This is a genomic window from Sphingomonas sp. LY29 (assembly GCF_035593985.1).
Classification (GTDB): domain Bacteria; phylum Pseudomonadota; class Alphaproteobacteria; order Sphingomonadales; family Sphingomonadaceae; genus Sphingomicrobium.
Map to the genome: position 1 here is coordinate 517,763 of NZ_CP141587.1, position 21,411 is coordinate 539,173.

General features: G+C 56.9%; 16 protein-coding genes. 9 read left to right on the forward strand and 7 right to left on the reverse strand.

Going from position 1 to position 21,411, the window contains the following annotated elements:
- Positions 1 to 152: 152 nt before the first annotated feature.
- The 3 genes from SH584_RS02585 to SH584_RS02595 all read right to left on the reverse strand — a co-directional run bounded on the left by SH584_RS02585 (position 153) and on the right by SH584_RS02595 (position 5,902).
- A complete protein-coding gene (locus SH584_RS02585) occupies positions 153 to 2,369 on the reverse strand; it encodes a GumC family protein (RefSeq protein WP_324808312.1) in 2,217 nt (738 codons plus the stop codon).
- A gap of 33 nt (positions 2,370 to 2,402) precedes the next feature.
- Positions 2,403 to 3,101, reverse strand: coding sequence for a polysaccharide biosynthesis/export family protein (locus tag SH584_RS02590; protein ID WP_324808314.1), 699 nt, complete (start codon positions 3,099 to 3,101; stop codon positions 2,403 to 2,405).
- 224 nt (positions 3,102 to 3,325) lie between these two features.
- Positions 3,326 to 5,902 (reverse strand): O-antigen ligase family protein, encoded by a 2,577-nt coding sequence (locus tag SH584_RS02595; RefSeq protein ID WP_324808316.1) that lies wholly within the window; start codon positions 5,900 to 5,902, stop codon positions 3,326 to 3,328.
- A gap of 1,382 nt (positions 5,903 to 7,284) precedes the next feature.
- Here SH584_RS02595 and SH584_RS02600 point away from each other — a divergent pair.
- Positions 7,285 to 7,962 (forward strand): response regulator transcription factor, encoded by a 678-nt coding sequence (locus SH584_RS02600; protein WP_324808318.1) that lies wholly within the window; start codon positions 7,285 to 7,287, stop codon positions 7,960 to 7,962.
- Between the two features lie 202 nt (positions 7,963 to 8,164).
- On the opposite strand, the gene SH584_RS02605 is transcribed toward SH584_RS02600, so the two are convergent.
- On the reverse strand, positions 8,165 to 8,632 hold the full coding sequence (locus SH584_RS02605; protein ID WP_324808320.1) for a winged helix DNA-binding protein: 468 nt from the start codon (positions 8,630 to 8,632) through the stop codon (positions 8,165 to 8,167).
- Positions 8,633 to 8,790: 158 nt separating this feature from the next.
- Here SH584_RS02605 and SH584_RS02610 point away from each other — a divergent pair, with 158 nt between their 5' ends.
- Together SH584_RS02610 and SH584_RS02615 are read left to right on the forward strand one after the other, a co-directional pair.
- Positions 8,791 to 10,845 (forward strand): sensor histidine kinase, encoded by a 2,055-nt coding sequence (locus SH584_RS02610; protein ID WP_324808322.1) that lies wholly within the window; start codon positions 8,791 to 8,793, stop codon positions 10,843 to 10,845.
- Between the two features lie 28 nt (positions 10,846 to 10,873).
- Positions 10,874 to 11,095 carry a hypothetical protein gene (locus tag SH584_RS02615; protein WP_324808324.1) on the forward strand — a complete coding sequence of 74 codons (222 nt, stop codon included), beginning with the start codon at positions 10,874 to 10,876 and terminating at the stop codon, positions 11,093 to 11,095.
- 137 nt (positions 11,096 to 11,232) lie between these two features.
- On the opposite strand, the gene SH584_RS02620 is transcribed toward SH584_RS02615, so the two are convergent.
- The gene (locus SH584_RS02620; RefSeq protein ID WP_324808325.1) at positions 11,233 to 11,814 is read right to left on the reverse strand and encodes a response regulator transcription factor; all 582 of its coding nucleotides are present in this window, start codon (positions 11,812 to 11,814) and stop codon (positions 11,233 to 11,235) included.
- A gap of 16 nt (positions 11,815 to 11,830) precedes the next feature.
- A complete protein-coding gene (locus SH584_RS02625) occupies positions 11,831 to 13,159 on the reverse strand; it encodes a sensor histidine kinase (RefSeq protein WP_324808327.1) in 1,329 nt (442 codons plus the stop codon).
- Positions 13,160 to 14,003: 844 nt separating this feature from the next.
- Between SH584_RS02625 and SH584_RS12665 the strand changes: the two genes are divergently transcribed.
- On the forward strand, positions 14,004 to 14,321 hold the full coding sequence (locus SH584_RS12665) for a PilZ domain-containing protein (protein ID WP_416385143.1): 318 nt from the start codon (positions 14,004 to 14,006) through the stop codon (positions 14,319 to 14,321).
- A 155-nt stretch (positions 14,322 to 14,476) separates the two neighbouring features.
- On the opposite strand, the gene sciP is transcribed toward SH584_RS12665, so the two are convergent.
- On the reverse strand, positions 14,477 to 14,803 hold the full coding sequence (sciP, locus tag SH584_RS02630; protein ID WP_324809443.1) for a CtrA inhibitor SciP: 327 nt from the start codon (positions 14,801 to 14,803) through the stop codon (positions 14,477 to 14,479).
- A 466-nt stretch (positions 14,804 to 15,269) separates the two neighbouring features.
- Between sciP and SH584_RS02635 the strand changes: the two genes are divergently transcribed.
- From SH584_RS02635 to SH584_RS02655, 5 genes are all read left to right on the forward strand, one after another.
- Positions 15,270 to 15,959 (forward strand): thermonuclease family protein, encoded by a 690-nt coding sequence (locus SH584_RS02635; RefSeq protein ID WP_324808329.1) that lies wholly within the window; start codon positions 15,270 to 15,272, stop codon positions 15,957 to 15,959.
- A 250-nt stretch (positions 15,960 to 16,209) separates the two neighbouring features.
- The gene (locus SH584_RS02640) at positions 16,210 to 17,589 is read left to right on the forward strand and encodes an HD-GYP domain-containing protein (RefSeq protein ID WP_324808331.1); all 1,380 of its coding nucleotides are present in this window, start codon (positions 16,210 to 16,212) and stop codon (positions 17,587 to 17,589) included.
- 257 nt (positions 17,590 to 17,846) lie between these two features.
- Positions 17,847 to 18,476 (forward strand): PilZ domain-containing protein, encoded by a 630-nt coding sequence (locus SH584_RS02645; RefSeq protein ID WP_324808333.1) that lies wholly within the window; start codon positions 17,847 to 17,849, stop codon positions 18,474 to 18,476.
- Between the two features lie 489 nt (positions 18,477 to 18,965).
- Entirely contained in the window at positions 18,966 to 19,994 is a 1,029-nt protein-coding gene (locus SH584_RS02650) for a glycosyltransferase family 2 protein (RefSeq protein WP_324808335.1), read from the forward strand.
- On the forward strand, positions 19,991 to 21,385 hold the full coding sequence (locus SH584_RS02655; RefSeq protein ID WP_324808337.1) for a DUF2142 domain-containing protein: 1,395 nt from the start codon (positions 19,991 to 19,993) through the stop codon (positions 21,383 to 21,385). The genes SH584_RS02650 and SH584_RS02655 overlap by 4 nt, the downstream gene beginning before the upstream one ends.
- Positions 21,386 to 21,411 lie beyond the last annotated feature (26 nt).

Below are 21,411 nucleotides of genomic sequence, written 5' to 3' on the forward strand. Positions count from 1 at the left end.
CGGACATCGACTAACGGCCTCGACCGATTAGAAAATGAATAATCCGACCACCAGGTTCAATCCCAAGAACGAAGAAAGGCGACGATCCTGAATCGGAGAACCTCGACGCATAGCCGCGGTTGTAAGAGATTTCAGCTTCATCTCTGAAATACCTAAGCTCGGTCTGTGATCACTTCGCCGTACTTGAAGCCGTAATAATCGTACGCCGTACTATAACCCGCAAGCTTGGCATCGAACTTCGTGAGCACCGCGCCGATCACCCGCGCGCCAGTTGTTTGGAGTCGCTTCAGGGCGGACTTAGCGTGGCCACGGTGGGCGCCGTTGGCTTCGACCACGAATATCGTGCCGGCGACCGTCGCCGCCAGCCGAGGGGCGTCGGCAAGGCCGAGAACGGGGGGGCCGTCGATCAGCACGATGTCGTATTCTTCGCCCAATATCGCAAGCAAGTTGCCGAGCATGTCACTGCCAAGAAGTTCCGCCGGGCTTGGGGGAAACGGTCCGCTAGAAATGATGTCCATGCGCGGCGTCTCGATCGCCTGAATCGCGTCGCTAACCTTAGCTTGGTGCGCCAGCACGTTTGACAGTCCGATCTTGTTGGGCTTGCCCACCGTGCGGTGAAGAGTGGGCTTACGCATGTCGGCGTCGATTAGGACAACGCGCTTGCCGGCGCGCGCAAATTCTTTTGCCAAAGTCAGCGAGGTCGTCGACTTGCCTTCCGACGGGCGGCTGCTCGTAAACAGCAATGTGGCCGGCACTCCGACCGCCGATGACAATTCCACCGCGGTCTTTACGGACTGATAGGCTTCTGAAATCGGGGACTGGCGGTCGTCAAGCGCATCGGCCAGCGTCCCGCCCTTGAGCAAGGGCACGGCGCCGAGCAGCGGCAGGCCGAGCTTCTGCTCGACTTCGCCAGGAGCTCGGATGGCGTCGTCGAACTTCTCCCGCACGAAGACTAACATCAACGCAAGCGCCAGTCCGGCGAGGCCGGCAAGCGCCAGATTGAGCGCGGGCCTAGGCGCGAATGGCTTTAGCGGCGCGTCGGCCCGGTCGATTACCGAGATATTGTTATTGGTCACCCCAGCCTGCGCGCTGATCTCCTTGAAGCGCTGCAGGAGCCCATTGTAGAGTTCGCGATTGGTATCCACCTCACGCTTCAGGATGTTGTAGCGGATGCTGCGATCCTGCTCCGCGAGAGTCTCGCTCTTGAGCTGGCCGACGTTACCCTGCAGCGCACTTTCCTGCCGTTGTGCTACCAAATATTGGTCACGGATCGAGTTGCGGATGCTGTTCGCCTGCGTGGATATCTGTCGGTCGAGTTCGCGGATGTTCGCGGCAGCCTGCTCGACAGCCGGATGCTCGGGCTTACGTCGCTGGCGCTCTTCCTCGTACTTCGCTTCGAGTTCGGCGCGGCTCTGGGTCAGCTTCTGGATGGTGTCGTTTGCGAGCACCTCGGGCAGGCTCATGAGCGGCGTCGCCTGTGCCTGGGCCCAGCGCTGCTGCGCCTGGATTCGTGCCGAACGCGCCTGCGAATAGGACTGGTTGAGCTGAACTAGGTTCGAGGTCGTCAGCGACTGAGGTCCTTGCTGCTCGGTCGCACCGGCGCTCCCCGCGCGCGTGTCGATCAGCTGCGCCCCGCGGGCATAGCCGATCAGCGCCCGTTCCGACTGCTCTAGCCGCGCCTTAGTTGCCGCGAGCTGTTTCTGCAAAAATTCGCGCGAGTAAGAAGTGGTGTCGAATTTCCGCTGCAGGTTCGACGAAATGAAATCTTCGGAAAAGCCGTTGGCAACCTTCGCGGCTAGCACGGGCGTTTCGCTGGTAAACGCGATCGTTACAACACGTGAATTGCGCGGCAAATTGACTTCAAGATTCTCGCGCAGGATCGATAGCACCTGTTCGCGTTTCGCGGCTTCGGTTGCGTCGGCCTTAGACGGCTTGGCCCCCATTTCGGTCAAGAAACGCTCATTGCCGAACAAGTCCAGGCGTTCGGCGACGGTAATCGCAAGCGCGCGGCTCTTAAGGATGTCCACCTGGGTTTGGAGAAACCGCTCAGCATCCTGCGACGAGACATTCGGCTCGAGATCTTCCGTGCCGAGAACTTTCACAGACTGCTGGTCGATTTGGACGCTCGCGGTGGCGCGATATGTCGGCGAGGTCAGGAGGATGCTGGCCACGCCCGCCAGCAGCGCGAGCAGGACGACCGCCCCGATCAACCACCGGTTGCGATACAGTGCCGCCCAAAGTGCACGAGGATCAATGGCTTGCACGTCATCCGGAACATCATCGTAATAATCGTCGATGTACCCATCGTTCGGCGCAACCGCAGCAACACGCTCGCTGCGGCCGGCTGGCGCAATGGCAAGATCATTCATGATGCTTTTCCCAGATTTCGTTTTTGGCGGGGGTTAGGGCGCGAGCGGGCGAAAAACGTTGAGCAACGGCGCTGCTGCCAGCACGTCACGCCACAGACCCTTGGTGTTGGAATAACCGACGACGACAACATCATTGCCCAATAGTGCCGGATCGCCAGCCTCGCCGCGGCGGATGCTCGCGACATCGAAAACGCCGCCCATCCGCTGCCCGTTTACGATGCGAAACACCACGACTTCCTTGAGCGCGGCGGTTCGGGTTTCGCCTTTCGCCATCGACAGCGCTTCAAGCAAGGTCGTCGGGCCTTTGATCTCATACACCCCAGGCTCGGTCACCTGCCCCTGGACGACGACTTTCTGCGACACCGAACCTGCCACAACAACAGTGACCTGCGGATCCACAAGGTACCGCTCCCCAAGCCGGCGTGCGATTTCTTCCGACAGTTCGGCCGCGGTCCTGCCCGATGCCGGGACGGTGCCTATCAATGGAAAGGCAAGATTACCTGCAGCATCGATCTGCACCGCCTTGAGAGTGAGCTCGGGCTCTTGGAACACCGCCACATCGATCGTGTCGAGCGGCCCGATACGATAGTCGCGTACCGACTGATCGACCGGCGCTGCGACGATCGACTGATAAGCCGCATCGCCGCGCGCTAGTCCCGGTCCGACGTTCTTCCCCGCGCACGCGCTTAGCGAAAAGACCAAGAGCAGAAGGCACAAACGCGATCGATACATAAACTGACTCACTAATCGAGTTTACAATTGCAGGTGAGAAGCACGGTTGACGCTCGACGCGTCAACTGGACCAACACGCAGAAAGATTCACCTGAAAAATTCTTAATTCGATCGCTCGGCAGCAGCGAGGCCGCGAACTTTTCGACGGCGCGCTTTGCCGGAAAAGCATTGAACCTGCAAGTGTTTAGTCGACCCCTTAGACGAGTTCGAAAGTAAGCCTGTGGTTATTTGGGTATCGCGATCTTCGTAATCGCGATGTCGTCGTACCAGGCGTCGATCGAACCGGGAGTGACACCCGACGCGCTTAGGCGAAGCTCTTGTGACGGGCATGCCCCAGAAATGTGCAAAATACGTTCGACGGTGATCCACCCGTTTTCTTCTGGCGAACGGGTGGCCGCGCCCGCCGGCACAGCCTTCCCTTCCCGGCACGTCACTGACCATTCAAAGCCGTCAAGCGCCGCGGCACTATCGGTCTGGGCGCGGAATGTCAGTCGGTAGGTGCCGGGATCAAGTACGATTGCTTGTTTAAGCACGGCGCCGGTGGCGCCGCTCCTGGCGCGAGCCTGGATCGCTAAGCCTGACGGAGAGGTTGGCGGCGTTCCCAGCTTTGCCGACGCATCCAGGATCCCTCCCGAAGACCATTTAAACGGAATGGCTCCTGCCTTCAGGTCACCATTCTCAAGGCCTTTGAAATCGCCTGCGGTGACATTACTTCTATTTGGACTTTGTGCACCCGCAAAGCGCCTCCAGCTATCGAAAGCCCGCCGATACTCGCCGCTCTTCACCAGCGATCCGACATGAGCAGCCGCCTCAGCTTCGGTCGGCGGAGCCTCGGACCTTCCGAGCGAAATCAATATCTGTTCATGGGCTGCAAGTTGCGCCGGAGTCAGATCCGCGAGCGTGGTCATGAAACTACCGCGCCATTTCGGGTTATCCGATAGTCGCGTCGCGATCGCCTGCGCCGCGACTGCAGTAGTGCTGATGCTTCTCAGGAGCGGAAAAAGCTGTTCGCGAAACAGGTCGCGGCGCAGAAGAGCGTCGGCACGTTGCGCAGCGACATCGAAGTCGCTGATCTCCAGCGCGCGATTCATCACCCACAGTTGGGTAACTGGATCGCGCCACCCTCCCCTTGCAGCCACGCCCATGAGAGTGGCCGCTTCGGCAGAGCGTCCCTGCTGTTCGTACACCAACGCAAGCGTGGACAATGAGCGGACGTCGAGCGGCGCCTCGGCCAGTGCATCGGTTGCAAGAGTCCCTGCCTCATCTGGATTGCCGGCGCGAAGGCTCTCGACCGCAGCCAGGCCCGCCGCGCTCGGCGACCAAGGCGACATCGGCCGGACCCCCGCTAGGCCGCCGTTTTTCACGGCATTGTCAGCCAGGCCAATAACGAAGACCTGCGCGAGCAATGCGACAGGCACGAGGAAGCCGAACCCCAGCGTCACCCCTCGTTTGGCGCGGTTCACTTTCTGGCGCTGCTCGGAATTGGCGCCACCCCTCTTTCCGACCCTGCCCGGCGCACGGGTCATCAAGGCGCACAGAAACCCGAACACCGCCACAAGCGACAACATGCGCAGTGGATAGTCGACGACGGAGTGGAGCAGGATCAACGCGATCCCGATGAGAGCCGCGCCAGCCAAGACGCTCTCCGCCGGGTCCCAAGACCCGCGAAGTAATCGCCGAACGGCGAGGCCGAGGAAAAAAACGAACGCAGCCAGCGGCAAGACGGCGAACGCGCCGCCCTCCAAGAGGAGCTCAAGATAATCATTGTGCGCGTGATTGACGTAGGCGCTGCTCACGGTCGACAAAGTTTCGACCGACTGGTGGATAGGGACGAAGGTACCGAAGCCCGACCCGAATGGAGAGAAATCGCGGATCGCAACAAGCGTGTCCTGCCAATAGTCGAATCTGGGGTCGTCGGTAGCAAAGCGCGCGATCACGGCTTGCGCGACAGAGTTGTTCAGCGCGAAGACCAGAAGTACCGATATACTTGCAACCACGATACCAAGCGACTTCCAGCGCAGGCGAACAGGGAACAGCAAGACCAACGCCGCAGGGAGGACTAGTAGAAGCAATGCATTTCCCATTCTCGACGATGTTGCCAGCGTACCAGCGACAAACAGTCCGATCGTGCCGACTGCAATCATCCTCGCGGATGGGCTCGACCTCTTCGCCCACGCGATGCGCCCCAGCGCCGCGGTCAACGCCATAGCAATCAGCAGGAAATCAGCTTGATGATTTCGGTTGGTGAACAGGCCGACGCCATGGTCACGGTGACCGGTGTCAAACGGATTGAGCGAGGTTTCGCCCCCGCTGGCAATTTGCAGCGCGCCCGCAGTTGCCCCCAAGATGGCGAAAACGACTAGGGCGTACGCCAGCTTCAGTCGCTCCGCGTGAGACAGGTGAATTACGGCGACGATCATCGCGATCCCGGGGAGCAGTGCGAGCGCCGATCGTTTTGTCGCCTCCGGATCTAAACTCAGTGGCATCCATGCGTCCGCTCGGTCTATCAGTCCGAGCACCTCAACTGAGCGCTCACGGCCGGGCAATTCGTGCCAGATGGACGGAGGCAACGGCACCAGTTGAAGCAATGGCGCAAGAACAATCAGTCCGACGACGGCGACGAGTAGTGTCGCCTCACGGCTCATCACTCGCCCGTGCCTAACCGCCAGAAAATAGAAGATGACGACGATGGCGGCCGCTTCGACTGCCATTTCCAGTAAAGGGTAACGCGTCCCCGCGCCGCCGATCGCTAGCGCAAGCCCAAAGAAGAAAGCGGTAAGCGGAAAAGCGATGGTTTTCATACTGGAAGCTGCCATCCGTCCCCACCATCATAATCCGCTCCGCCAGTCCAGAAGCGATCTTGGCAGGAACGTCTCCTCGAAGGCGGAGTTGCCGCCTTCGCCAAGAACGCGTTGCAATATCGCCACGTTTTAGCCTTTGACGACTGGAATCATCGGTCCAGACAAAGACTTAGTTTGCTTTTCCACCGTGTTCACTATTGTCTGCTTATGACTGCTGTGCGAAAGCCAGTCCGAATCAGGTTCAGGAGAATTGTTGTGAGTATTGTTCGCCGAGTAGCAGCGACCGCAGCCGCGGTGGCCCTTTTGAGTGTTGCCTCGGTTGCCAATGCGGCGCAGCCGGTTCGTCCCGCAGATTCGACAGCGCAAGCACCTGCGCCAAGCGCGGCCGTTCCCGCTCAGACCGGCACAACTGCAGGTGTGAACGCTGGCGTGAAGCCTGCTGGGTCTAAGTCGGCCAGAGGCCTCAACACGGCTGTTGTTGTTGGCGCCGCCGTCGCTGTCTCTCTCGGCCTCGCAGTCGCCCTCGCGGCCAGTGGTTCGAGCAGCCCCGACTGATCTGATCTTTATTTTCAAAAAGAATGGGGTCCGCCTTCATGGTGGGCCTTATTTTTTGAGTGCTGGTAGCAGCGCGACCGAGTTTCTCTCGCTGACAATCTTATCGTGGCTCTTCAGCAAATCGCTCAACGAGTTAGGCCTTGCTTGCGGTTCGACCCGTGCAAACCATCACATACCCCTACAATCCAGTAGTCGCCGTCTCTGAACGTGAGATCGACGCTCGCTAACCCACCGCAGTCTTCTCGTATTGCGAGCAACGCGACAAATAGTCCGCTGCAAGTTGCACCCTTGCGTGCAGCTCCCGGGGCCCACAAGGCTCATGACGGTCGTCCGGCGCGTTCGACGCCGTTGCGCCGCTCCTGATAAGCAATCGCCTTCGCGTTGCGCGTGATGGAAATCATTTCACGCCCATTGCCCGAGGGTAGCGCACTCTAACTCTGGATGGCTGCTGGTGCGGCCTAAGAATAAAGCGAACGAGCAACTCTGACTGATTTTAGACCGGTACGCCGGCCACTGTCAGAGGGAGTAAGGTTTGATGGAGAAAGGAAGCGGCTGATGCTTCTGAGATATGAAGTTCGGAGGTGTCTTCCTCCCACGAAGAGGCACCAGTCAATGAGAAACGAACCCCACCCCCGATCTTCGGTCGACGTTCCCTGGATAATTGATTGGGTCCGCCCTCAGTCCATCGCCTCACAATGTCCGATGGAATTTCCGCCCCCCGCAGTCCTAATGAAGACATGCGACGCCGAATGCCGCCAGCTGTGGTTTCTTCCGAAGCTGGACCGCGGCCTCCGGGATTGCCAAGAGACGTCGTTCCTGTTCAAACAATGGCGCTCGATTCAAATCCCACACGCTCGAAAGGGCAAATAGGATGGAATTATGCGTTGAAGTCGGCCGGCGGTAACGACCCTGCTCCGTTACGCATTTACGTGGTCGACGATCACGTCGAGATGTGCGCATCGCTAACCGCGCTTCTCACCTCATATGGTTTCTTGGTGACTTGCTTCACCGATCCCTTGGAATTTTTGAACGGACGATCGTCGCTTACCCCTGGTCTGGTGCTTCTCGATTTGCGAATGCCCGGGAGGACCGGTCTCGAGGTTCTTGAGGCAATCGAAAAGGACCTTTCGAATTTCCCGACTGTCGTCATCACGGCGCACGGCGAGATTGACGCGGCGGTCCGGGCTATCAAGCTGGGCGCACGAGACTTCATCCAAAAACCATTCCGCGACAGCGCTTTGCTGGAAGTAATTGAGAAGGTCACCTACGATTTCAGGAAAGAGCTACGTCCAAAGTCTTGTAAGCTAGCCGACGTCTTGACCCCGCGGGAATACGACGTCGCGCAAGCCCTGACGAAGGGTAAGACGAACAAGGCAATTGCACAGGAGCTCGGCATCAGTGTCCGGACCGTCGACATGCACCGTGCACGGGTCATGCAGAAACTGGGTTGCCGATCCTTGGCCGACTTACTTCGGCAGGTCCTGAGCGCAACAGCACAGGCTTGAAATACTTGCACCCGTCTGAGACTTGGTTGAACGCCCCACGATCCGGCCGGGCTCCGACAGCCGGGCCATTAATCGGTAATGCTCCGCCAGACTTAAATACATGTCGTCCAAGCGACGATTTCGGTTGGTGGCAGCTTTGACCGCCACGTCTTGCAGTCGTTTAACCCAGTACGAGGAACTCGGGGCCATCTCCATAACGCCCTCAAGCCATCGCCACGTCAGACATTCCCTCAAGATACGACCGCATTTTCGTCGAGCCGTCTGATGAGAGGGACATGAATTTCCGGCGACCATCGAGAGGGTCATCGGTGCGTACGATCAGGCCTGTATCAGTTAAATGCTTAATCCACCGCAGGGCCGTCGTCTGAGGTACGTCAGAGGCTGCGCAGAGACTTGCGACCGTCACACGCTGCTGACGCAATTCTGCGAGCGCAAGATCGAGCAGCATGTCCCAAGCGGGGTCGGCGAACAGATCGGCGGAGAAGAGTTTCTGGCGAAGCCGGCGGTTCTTGATGATGAGCATCAGTTTGCGTTCGCTCTGAGCCGCGGTCACGAGGTGTTGTGAGAGACGCCCGTCGCCGACTAGGGTCGGCGCAGGCGAAAACGACTTGACGCAATCCGGCATTACGAACGCGCCCTGACTTGAAACCTCTTGGTAGGATTTAGCCACACAGCCCTCCTGGAGTTTTCCGAGCAATACTCCTCTGGCCAAATCGAACGACGACGGTAAGCTCGCGATTATACGACAGTAAAATTACCGTATGCCCGAGGTCAGCGTCTTCGCGGTGTCTTTGTCTGGGTTTTTCCCGTTCAGATCGGAATTGCACGATGCTGAAGAATTGGACCACGACGGCAGGGAAGTCTCTCACCCGGTCTCCGCAAGCGTTTATTACGGTTTTTGCCGTGGTTTCGATTGGTGCGATTGTCGCGCTAACCGCCCATCAGCTTGCTTTTGAACGGGAGCAGGCAGCTGAAAACGTCGTCAGGGAGAATCGGGCGCGCGTTCAGAGCTTCGAGCAATACGTTCTGAGAACCCTCGAGGTGGCAGATCTCGCCACAAGGCACGTTGAACACCTGACCCGTTACCATAATGGCAGCAGCTCGCAGCTGCCTTTTACCCCAAACGACGCCGCCCTCTCCCCGATCTTCACGACGGTGGTGGTCAAGCTCGATACTGACAGGCTTCTGACAACGAAAGGCATGCAAGTCGACGCGCCTACTAGTTCGCGTCTGCTCAATTACGCTCGATCGGGGCGCGGAGATTTGGTGGTCACACCTCCCCTCCCCATGACGAACGGCAGGACAGAAATAGCAATTGTCAGAAGCCTACCTACCTACCCGGCAGGGTATGTTGCTGTGTTCGTCGATCCGCGTCGGTTCACGCAGTTTGCCGACAACGTGGCGTTCTCAAGTCAGGACCTCATCTCACTGATTGGGCTCGATGGCATCACAAGAGCTCGCCGTACCGGCAACGAATTCACCAATGGGGAGCGCGTCGCTGGCTTGGTAATGGAGCGGCAAAGACGGTATCCGAACGGGAATTACATGGGGCCCAGCGTACTGGACGGAATACCCCGCTATTTCAGTCACCGCAGGCTGGCTCAGTACAAGCTCTTCGTGACAAGCGGCATGCCAGAGACGATCGTAGATGAGCGGACTGCACAGAGACGACTAGTTCAGCTCATCGTTATGGCGCTCGCAATCCTTGCCATTCTCGGTGCCTCCTCCGTCTTACTCCTCACCATTCGCAAGCGAGAGAGAAGGCTGCGGCAGCTAACTTTGTCCAATCAGCGCCTGAACGAAGCGCAGCGTCTCGGCTCGATGGGCGATTGGGACTATTTCCCGGCAACGGATGAACTCCACTGGTCCGACAATTTGCGTCAGATGTATGCGCGATCGCCGTCAGAGCGGGTATCCTCGCTCCAAGAAGTGGGCAGATATATATCGCCAGAGAGCGCCGAGCGTATCAAGACGGCCATGGAATACGTCATCGCGACCAAGGAGGAAACAACCTGGGATCTGGAAGCGACCATGCCCGATGGACGGCGCAGCATGCGCAGAATTATTGCGGCGCCAATCGTCGACGACGAGGGGCATGTACTTGGGGTTCACGGTACCGACCAGGACGTCAGCCGCGAAGCAGACATGCGAGCGCTCGAAATCCGTCTCTCCGAACTTGCTCGGCTGGATTCAATGCGCGCACTGGCGGCAACACTGGCTCATGAAATCAATCAGCCCCTAGGCGTGGCCGCGAACTATCTTGGCGCGGCCACTCGTACCTTGGCAGCGCCAGCCGGGGAGGCGAGCAGCGTAAATACATTTCTTGAGGCGGCCAAGGACCAGATCGAATACATTGGCCATATAATCGCCAGTGCCCGAGACATGGTCGGACGCTCCGAAGCGAACACTCAAGAAACCTCTGCAGTAGATCTCTTCGAAAGCGTCCGGACTCAACTCGCAGCATCGCAGAGCCTGCGCAGCGTTCGCCTAGAGGTTACAATTCAACGTGAAGCAGAGATTATTCGGGCCAATTTGGCGCAAGTGAAGCAAGTCCTCCTAAACTTGATCAAGAATGCCATCGAAGCCGTCCCTGCCGACCGCGTCCCGCGGATCGCAATTGCCGTTTCGAGGGACGAAGCGAATAATCTGAAATTCGAGATCCAAGATAATGGTGCTGGTTTCCCCAAGACCAAAGCTGACCCGTTCTCTGCGCTGAGCACGACGAAGGCTGGCGGCATGGGTTTTGGCCTCCCCCTCGCGCGGACAATCGTTGAAAGCCACGGCGGCAAGATTTGGGTCGAAAGGTCCAGTTCGGAGGGAACCACAATTGCTTTTTTCCTAGAAGTTAATACGAATGACAGCCTTAATTTGGCCCAAGCATGAGCTGACAGCTGGGTTCAGGCGGGGGACTATGAGCGAGAAAGCGGTATCCACAGGCGTCGGGATTGACGGTGCAATGCGCCTCATGACGGAGGCACTTATTATTCTGGACGAAAACGATATGCCGGCTGACATCGGTGCGCATCTTGACCTGGCAATCAATCGTTTGCGGGATCACATGCGAGGTCCGATCCAACTTTTCGTGTCAGAGGTCGCAAATGGCGAAGCACGCCCGCCGGAACTGGCAGGCTAGTGAGTACATCAAGCCGTAATCGGAAAGCTTGAATGCCATTTTCTAATGCCATCCGAGACTGCAAGACCGGGAGCGAAACTCACCGCAGCTGACCGACCGGCTTGCGCCGAAACGCCAAATCTCTGCCTTATGCTTCGCTAAATCTGGTGCTCAAGTGCTACCCTTATCGCCTCCGGGCTCGTACGCACGGCAAGCCGTCGAAGCAGGTTCGCGCGGTGCATTTCCACGGTTCTCACGCTGAGATTCAAATCGAAAGCAATCTGCTTGCTGGACAGTCCTCGGGCCAAGTGATGCAAAACCTGTCGTTCTCGCGGCGTCAGGGCCTCCAAGCGATCAAGTTGCTCACGCCATGCATGATCCGCTTGCCGCTTCTTCTGCGACACGCGCAAGGCGTCCGACAGAACTCCCATTAGTCGCTCTTCCTGAAATGGTTTTTGCAGGAAATCGGTTGCTCCCTTCTGGATGCAACTCACTGCTAACGGTATCTCGCCATGCCCTGTCATGACGACGACGGGCCATTCGAACTCCATGTCCCTCAGCTGGTCGAGGACACTCAGGCCGTTCGTTTTCGGCATTTTCAGATCCAGCATCACGACACCCGGACCAAGCTGCGGCACGGCGGTAAGAAAATCATCGCCACTTGAAAAGGACTGAACCTGAAATTCGTGGGCAGCTAAAAGGCTGACGAGCGAGTGCGCAAATTTTTCGTCGTCGTCCACGACGTAAATCGTGTCCTTACTCACCTTCCATCGCTCCCTTGGCAACCAATGGCAGTGTGAAGCTAAACGCCGCGCCGTTGCGCCAGTTCTCCGCCCACATTCTTCCGTCGTGGGCTTCGATGATCCTCTTGCTAATGGGCAATCCGATGCCGGTGCCGTCCCGTTTGGTGGTCACAAACCACTCAAAGAGGCTCTCGAGATTTTCATCGGCGATCCCTGGGCCATGATCTTCCACCCGAACGATGGCCACTTTGCCGTCCGTTTTCACAGAGATGCTAATCATCGGATGAGAAGCAGATATCATGGCCTCTTGCGCATTCTTGAGAAGGTTAACGATCACCTGCTGAATTTGGACGCGATCGGCCACAACCACTACTTCATCTGTAGCGGTGGTAACGATTTCCAAATTCGGATTCGCTGTCCGAACCAGGCTGATCGCTTCAAGGATCATGGCTAGCAATTCCGTTGGACGAGCGGTGGCCGTCCCAGTCCGATCCAGTGTCCTTAACCGTTGCAGAATTTCTCCTGCTCGCGTGACGGCATGTGACGCCCGCTGTATGGCATCGGCCAAAACATCAGCTTTTGGTTCTTTCGGTGAGATCGCCTTCCTCGCAACAGCGAGATAATTCACTGCCGCGGCCAGAGGTTGATTGATCTCGTGCGCCACTGCACTTCCAAAGGACTCTAGGGCCGTCGATCGGGAGAAGCGAAGTAGTTGCGCTTGCAAGTGACTGGCAAGGGATTGCGCCTTCACTTGTTCGGTTACGTCGTGACCCTCGGCAAACAGTCCGGTGATTTCACCCCGAGCGTTCCGCACCGGATGGTAGATCGTGTCTATGTAGCGCTGGTCAGGTGTCTCGTCAGGACTCGACTCGAACACGATCGGCAGACCTCTTCCGATAAAAGGCTCACCGGTTTGATAGACGGTGTCGAGAAGGTCGATGAAGCCTTGCCGAACAACTTCCGGCAAAACTTCTGCCACGGTTTTTCCGACGATGTCCTCCCTTCCGACCAGCTTGCGGTAGGAGGCGTTGGCGAATGTGAAGCGGTGCTCTGGACCGTCCGCCAAGGCGATAAAGCCCGGAGCGTACTCATACACTTCATGCAAAAGATTGTGCTCACGGATCAGCCGAGCAGCAGCGACCGTCTGATCGCTTTGGTCACCGAAGACAAAAAGCACGCCACAGGGTTCGGTCGAGAGCCCGTCCGAAATCGGAGCAAAGGAGTAAGGGCAGATATTTTGCAGTTCACAGTGTACGTTGGCTAAAGAAACCCTCACGAAAGCGGCCTGCCCCGCCTTCCCGGCAAAAGCAGCCGAAAGGCACTCTTTCAAGCCGGGGGCCATCTCGAGTAACGTTGGAAGCGAGAGACTTCCGCTCTCCTCCCTAATTGCCCGACCGAAAATCCGAAGGACACCGTTATTAGCGATTGCGCCCTTCTGACCTCTCCAGACTAGCAGAGTTGGCGCAGGCGAAACACAAACGTGGTGGCACCAAGTCCGCAGTGAGGCAGCGAGATCAGCGGCACCCTCGACCGTCGGATCGGTGGCGGTCGTGAAAATGCTCGACGCGTCGTAATCGTGGAAGGTCAACGGGTTACGCGACATGGCGCCAACTACTTGAGATCGCAGAGAATGTCGAGTGAGGCTTGATTGCTCCCACATCCGAGGCATGCCGCATCATACATTGAAGGAGAGGCTGCGTGTAACAGCTACAATCAGAGGACGTCAGGCCGTTCCGCTCAGCGATGCTCTAAGGCGAAAGTCATACCGCTTACCCAAATCGCCAAGGGCCCACTGTGGCGGAGACCCAGAATGAGGCCCGCCGGGAACCAGCCAACGGGCCTCAAACTGTAGCAGCACGCAAAACGCGCCTCGTTTGCGACGCCGAATGTTCCTACGAAAACGACCTTACAAATTCTTCTCTAAAAAGTCCGAAACGGAGATATTTATCAAAGATGGTTCACGAATGTTCAGCTTAAGAACAGATGTCTGAGGCTCGGAGAAGGAGCCACATTGCCCACTTCATAAGCCGGGATGCGGATGAGCGACTTTTGTTCTAAGGTGCCACAGCCTGCTTCAAAGGCGGGGAGACTCAATTGAGCGTCTTTCACCTGCATCAGAGCGCCGCTTCCTTCGCGTCTGAGCGTGCTGACGGCGACTTATCCTCTAGTCAGGTCACCCTCGTCAAATGACAGAACCGTCCGGCATAGGCCGCCTCCCCGTATCCAGACAAAGTCAAAGAGTGGACGTATCGGCGGACGTCACCATTCGACGTCCCGGAGAACGCGGGTACAAACTTCAAATTGTGGATCTATCTCCTCACGGATGTCGGGCTCAGTTTGTCGTGCGACCTGAGATACACGCGAAGGTGTGGGTTACTTTCGGCGGTTTGGAAGCGTTGAGTGCGACCGTTTGCTGGGTTAACGACTTCGAAGTCGGTCTCGAGTTTGATAGGCCGATTTATCCGGCGGTTTTCGAGATGGTCATCTCGAGGCTAAAGAAATGATGCGCGTCTTGGTTAAATATTCTTCAAAAAGACGGCGGAGAAAGCCTACATTCCCATTTTTTGACCGGGGGTAAAGCCTCGTAGGAAAGCATCAGGCAGCCTTACTTCACCACCGTTTAGTCGCAGACCATGAGCCACCGGTTGCAAATTAACGGTCAGGTCTTTTGTCCTGTGATGTCGGCGCATTGCTGCTCCGCACCCTCATACATTGAACGGTATTCTTTTAGACGTGTCACTCGTAATCCCGGCATTCCCGATCGATCAACGGCGCGCTGCCAGCTGGCCAGCTCTTCCAAGCTGATTGAGTAGCGGGCACTCGCCTCGTCGACGGTCAGCAGGCCACCGGCAATTGCCGCGACGACCTCGGCCTTTCGTCGGATGACCCACCTCGTCGTTGTGGGCGCCGGCATCGTTTCGAGCGTTAGTGGTTCGCCCATTGGTCCGACAACCTGGGCGGCCCGGATTTTAAGATTTTCAATCACGCAGTGCATCCAGTCGAAGTTTTTTGCTGACTGCATCACTTTACTCTGCCGCGATTTCGCAACCGTCAAAAGTCGTGGTGGACAGAACCCTGCCAGTTGCACCATTCTGGAGGTACCGTCTTGCGGCATCTGCAAAGGGAGTAATCGTCGCATTTGCCGGCAAAGATGGGTCATGACGCCGCCGATTTCCAACAGCTCGTGAGGCGCGGTACGCCGAGATAACTTTCTGCAAGGTGTCGGGTACCCAGCTCGTCTCGATGTGGACGAGAACCTGCTAGGCGGGTCTGCTTTGCTCCGGCTGCTCGCGACGAAATCGACCTTGTCGGGCGAGTTTTCTGGGCCGGGGACAGTCGCGTAAGAGCGCCGGCGGCGCCGGTGCCCCCACAGTAGTCATGGCATCGTGGGACATTGGCGATTACCCCTCTGAGCGGTACATTCCGGTCGGCTGCAATTTGTAGGGTAAACCATGTCCTTTCTGTTCGCACTCATCGCCCTGCCCTCGCTTTACGGGATTGCGACCGCCGGCGACGGTGACTCGTTCGAGGTAAACGGCCAACGGGTGCGTCTCTTCGGCATCGATGCGCCGGAGTTCGATCAGAACTGCCAACGAGCGGGCTCCTCCTGGCAGTGTGGCCAAGAGGCAGCGGACGCTCTCTCAAAGCTCGTCGTCGGCAAGGAGGTCCGGTGCGTTTCGACGGGGACCGACCAGTACGATCGCCACCTCGCTAGATGCACAGTCGGCACCGTAGACATAAACCGGAGCATGGTAGCGAACGGCTACGCGGTGGCCTTCCGCCGATATTCGAGCGACTACGTCGCGGCTGAAGAGACTGCCAAACTGAATAAGCGCGGCATCTGGGCGGGTAGTTTCACGATGCCCAGCGAGGTCCGTGCCGCGGACCGAGAGCGTATTGAGAACAGCGCCCCGAAAGACGGGCGTAGCCTTAATCGCTCGGCGCCGGTCATCATCAAGGGCACGTCAGTCGCTCGAGACGTCAACGTAGGATGCCGGATCAAAGGTAACCGCAATCGGCGCGGTCAGTGGATTTATCACCTGCCGGGCATGCCCTACTATGACCGTACCCGGGCCGAAGACATGTTCTGCAGCGAAAAGGATGCCCGTGCCGCTGGCTATCGACGAGCGATCGTGAACTAAGCCTGCGACCTATGGGTACCTTCATCGCGTTTCGAGTTCCGAACTTCGGAGATCCGCGACTTCGGATACGTGCGCGACGTCGTCTGGCGACCGGCGCACGGACTTGCACACGCGATTAGCGAGGACTTCCCGCTCCTTCTCAAATCCGTGTGACAGACAACGTCCTAATCGGTCGCGTCACGCATTAACCACGACCGCTCACTGCTTGATAATCTAGTGAAGTTAATCCCGCTCCAGCTCGGAGCGCTCGATGTTTTACACCCCGTTACAATGCGGCACTCAGGCCGAAACCAGCTTGGCCCAAATTTTGGGCGCATTCAGCTACGCGTTGGACCTAACCGAAGGTCAGCCCGCGGGACACAGTGTCCGCTCCTGCTGGATCGGCAGCCAAATCGGCATCGCGATTGGATTGACGCCCGTCCAGCGTCACCAGCTTTACTATACTCTTCTGCTAAAAGACCTGGGATGTAGCAGCAATGCGGCTCGTATCTGTGAGCTGTACCAAGCCGACGACCGAGCTTTCAAACAGGGTTACAAAACCGTCGGGACAAGCTTGGCGGCAACTCTGCATTTTGTGTTTTCGCGGACCGCGGTCAGTCGGCCTTGGCAGTCGCGGGTTTCAGCGGTCAGTAAGATCTTACGCAATGGAGATGCGATTGCCCAAGACCTCATCGTCACACGGTGCACCCGCGGGGCGGACATCGCCCGCTCGCTGCGCTTTCCTGAGCCAGTAAGCGAAGGCATTTATTCGCTGGATGAGCACTGGGATGGTTCCGGCCGGCCAAATCGGCTCCGTGGCCACGCTATTCCGCTCTTCTCAAGAATCGCGCTTCTCGCGCAAATCGTCGACGTGTTCCATCAACATGCCGGGGCTCAGGCCGCGCTCGACGAAATTGCGCGACGATCGGGAAGCTGGCTCGATCCGGAACTGGTCACAGTTGCATTGCGCCTGGGCGCTGAAAAGTCGTTCTGGTCGGATTTGGCGAGCCCATTCGTCGAGGCGAAACTGACTCCGCTCGCGCCGCCTGACCACGAACTGGTTGTCGACGATGAATATCTAGATGACATTGCAGCCGCCTTTGGATCGGTCATCGATGCCAAAAGCCCATTCACGAGCGGTCATTCCACACGAGTGGCAGCGTTGAGCTCAAGCTTGGCCAAGGAAATGGGCATGCTGGAGCCCCGACGTCGTTGGCTCCATCGCGCCGCTCTTCTCCACGATGTCGGAAAGCTAGGGGTCTCAAATGCTATTCTCGACAAGCCCGCCGGCCTTAATGAAAAGGAGTGGGCGGAAATGCGCGACCACGCTGTGCACACGCGGGCCATTCTGGACAGGATCGGAGCTCTCTCAGACATCTCTTCGGTCGCTGCTTCACACCATGAGCGCCTCGACGGCCGGGGTTACCCGCTCGGATTAATGGATAAGGAAATCAAACGAGAGACGCGCTTGATCACGACTTGCGACTTCTATGATGCGCTCACCGCCGATCGCCCGTACCGCGCGGCGATGGGGAGGAAAGCGGCGCTCGAAATCATGGGTGCCGAGGTTGGCGGCGGACTGGATCATGAGTGCTTCGAAGCACTGATCTCTGTTGTTGAGGGGACTGACCGTGCAGAAACTGATCGATAACGCATTGATCGTTGGCGCTCGAATTTATTATCTCAGCTCTCAACGCCTAAAGCGGATCCGTTCCCAACGTCGCTAGAAATCCGACCTAAACCCGAGGCTCTCGTACCGACGCAACGCATTCCATTCGGCCTTACGGCAACCTACGGAAGCAGCGTTTCTGCCTGACCGTTACAAACAGGGAAATTCTCTCCAAAACGGATCAATCCAACACTTTCTAGAAGGTGAACCCGCGTAGCGACGGTCGGGGGAGATTTCTGATGCGTCGCTCACAACCGAAAAACCAAGAAACTTCGCCCGAAGTGTTCTCGGAACGTCGTTCCAATGCGCGGCACAAGCTTGTCCTGCGGGTGGGGCTGCTCGAAATGGAAAGCGGATCGTCCTTCTGTCTGGTCAAAAATATCTCCTCGACCGGCGTGCAAGTTAAGCCCTACGGTCCCCTCAAGACAGGCGTCAGTGCGGCGCTTCGAGTTGGCGATGAACGAGCAATTGAAGGCATCGTAGTCTGGAATCGCGATGGCCTGGCGGGCATCGAGTTCACGCAGACGCTTAACCCGCAAGCTCTGCTGCGTATCGGACAGAAGATACTCTCTGACAAACGGCGAACCTCGCCCCGCGTCGCCACCGACCTTAGAGCGACTTTACGGACAGGTGGACGGAGACATTCCGTTACCGTCTGCGATCTCTCAATGGTCGGTGCGCGTATCCGCGCGAGCGAACCCATATTGTTCGGCGAGAACACATTAATAGAGTTGGCTGGCATACCGAGCTTGAAAGCGTTCGTGCGCTGGTCTGAGGACACTGAGCACGGCGTCTCATTCCAGATAGCTTTACCTATCCAGATTCTGGCCGACTTGATCGCTGAGGATCGACCGCTTCGCGTATTCTGAATTAAGGCGAATCAGCAGTCAGAGAAGCCCCACGAGACGCCATAAGCGAGAGAGCAATGTAGGGTAGCCCGGCTTGGAATGATGTGGTCCGTGGGTGAACTTTGCCTGTGACGAACGACTCTATCGCGCCGCAGCAGGGGTAGCCTCGCGGCAGCAGCCCAGCTGCACTTTAATCTTGGCTGCCATGCTAATAGGACGAGCAGGTCGCGAGATGTCTGATCTATCGGTCAATCTCAGCTGCTGGTTTTACATCCTGCACCCCCTTCATCATGTCGGCGATGCGATATGATTGAGTTTGCTATTGTGCGCTCGCCCCAGAGAGCGGCATCCCACTCGCCCTAGTAAGATATTAAGGTGCTCATGGCACTGCTGGTCGTAACTGGTAAGAGCTCGGTTTCAGTTACATAATGACGCAACATCTTTAATCATCGGCGCCTTGATCATTGTCCGGGCGCAAATAATCAATCTGTGACGACCGGGGGACATTGCGTGAAAGACGGCCTGAACGCATTCGAGATGTATCAGCTCGCGTCCGGGAGCCCCATAATCCAGCACGGCAGCGTCGCCGTAATAATCCCCTGTTATAAGGTTAGAAATCATATCGCCGCCGTGATTTCCGGCATCGGCCAAGAAGTGTCCGTCATCTACTGCATTGACGATGCTTGTCCCGACAAATCAGGCCAGATGATAGAACAAGAGATCGATGACGATCGGGTGAGGGTTCTATATCATCGAGCTAACGAGGGCGTAGGTGGCGCAATGTTAACCGGCTACCGCCAAGCGCTTGCCGACGGCCATGATATCCTAGTCAAGATTGATGGTGACGGTCAAATGGATCCGGCACTAATTCCTCAATTCATTCTTCCGATCGTGGATGGGACAGCAGACTACACCAAAGGAAACAGGTTTTTTTACATTGAGAACACGAAGGGGATGCCTGCCGGTCGATTGATTGGGAATGGTGCCCTTTCCTTCATGACCAAGCTATCTTCAGGCTATTGGAACATTTTCGATCCGACAAACGGCTATACAGCGATGCATAAAGCTGTCGCGGAGATTTTAGTTAGTCGCGATATCGACAAGAGATATTTTTTTGAGACGGACATGCTGCTTCACTTATACCTTATAAGGGCGGTCGTACGCGACATTCCGATGGCCGCAGTTTATAGAAACGAGAAAAGCAATCTGAATGCCTTTCGAGTTGCCCTACCCTTCCTGATCAAGAACTTGAAGAATTCCGCAAAACGATTCTTCATACATTATCTTATCCGTGACTTTTCACTCGCAACAATTGAGGCGATCGTCGCGATCGTGCTACTCACTTTTGGCACCATTGCAGGCGCTTCTTTCTGGTTGGAATCGTATTACGGAGGGGTCGAAGCGACGGCCGGCGAAGTGATGATCGCGGCATTGCCTATTTTAAGCGGCACTCAGCTACTTTTATCCGCTTTGAATTTTGACATGCGCAATGTTCCAAGCATACCGTTTCACAAGTATTATCGGCGTTTGAGCGCATGACAACCCGTACGCCTTGGCTGGAAGTTTTACTATCTCACCTTAAAAACGTAAATTCAGGTCGGCTTTTCCTTTGCATCGCTCCGATCCTTTACGCTGCCTATGCAGTTTTAACTCCGCCCTTTCAGACGCCGGACGAACACCAGCATTTATTTCGAGCGTGGCAGATATCTGAGCTTAGTTTGTATGGTGAGCGTCGCGGTGAGATGGCTGGGGGAGAAGTGCCCGAAGGCGTTTTTCAGGCTGCCCTGAATGAGCTCGGTACGGTAAAGCTGCACGTGACATACACGGTTGTCCAACGTCCGCTGGACACGTTGCTTGACGCCGGTACTGATCCGAATGTCACCTCACCACGCAGGTACGCCAATTTTCTGGGATCCGTTGTTTACTCACCAGCAGGGTACATCCCGCAAGTTTTAGCAATTTGGACAGGCAGAGCGGCCGGCTTGTCAGTAGAAGACATCATCCGGTTGGGACGTCTTTTTAATTCCGCACTCGTCATTGCGCTCGTCTACTGGGCAGTGAGAATTACTCCTGTCGGCGCCTTGGCGTTTGTTTGGGCGGGTCTCCTTCCGATGTCCGCCTCGGCGTCAGCGGCTTTCGGCCAGGACGGTCTTGCGATCGGCGGTAGTTGCCTGGTTGCCGCAGTCGGCTTGAAGGTGCTTCTAAGGGACCAATGGCAGCGGTCCGAGTTATTCGCATTCACGATCATCACGCTCTTAGTTAGCCTCTCAAAAATGCTCTACTTGCCCATCGCATTAGTCGCAGCCCAGCCATTTCATCAGCGTGGGGACCGCTGGCGCCGGCTATTGGCGCCCGTACTCGTCTGCGGACTCGCTGCGGTTCTAACGGGGCTATGGCTGCGAGCTAACTCAGGAATGGTAGTGTCGCCACAGCTAGATATACCGCCCGTCAGTGAGCGCATTGCCGCATTCATTGATCAGCCCATGGAGCTAGTTAGTCTGCTCTGGAGTACGTACTTTACGAACGGGCTCAGGCTATACCATTCGCTCTTTATGTTTGGCTGGTTGAATATCGGACCGGTGCATACCGCTGCCATACTCAGTGTCTCGGCGTTCGGACTCACTCTGCTTTCCGGAGACCCGCAAGCCGGCACGCTTGGCTGGCGCACTCGGCTCTGGCTCCTTGTGATTGCATTTTCTGTCGCATCACTTCTTAGTGCCGCGCTGTATCTATATTGGACGCCTTCGTCTTACACATCGATCCTAGGGCTTCAGGGTCGATATTTTATACCGATCGCTCCACTTCTTATGATCGCATTGCTACCGAAGCGAGTGAGTGACCTGCCGTATAATATAATTGTCGTTTCGATGATGACTGCGGCAAATCTCTCCGCGTTGAGTGCAATTGTCGTCGCTTTTTATCGTTGGTGATGTTCGTAAGCCGCGCTGGATATAAT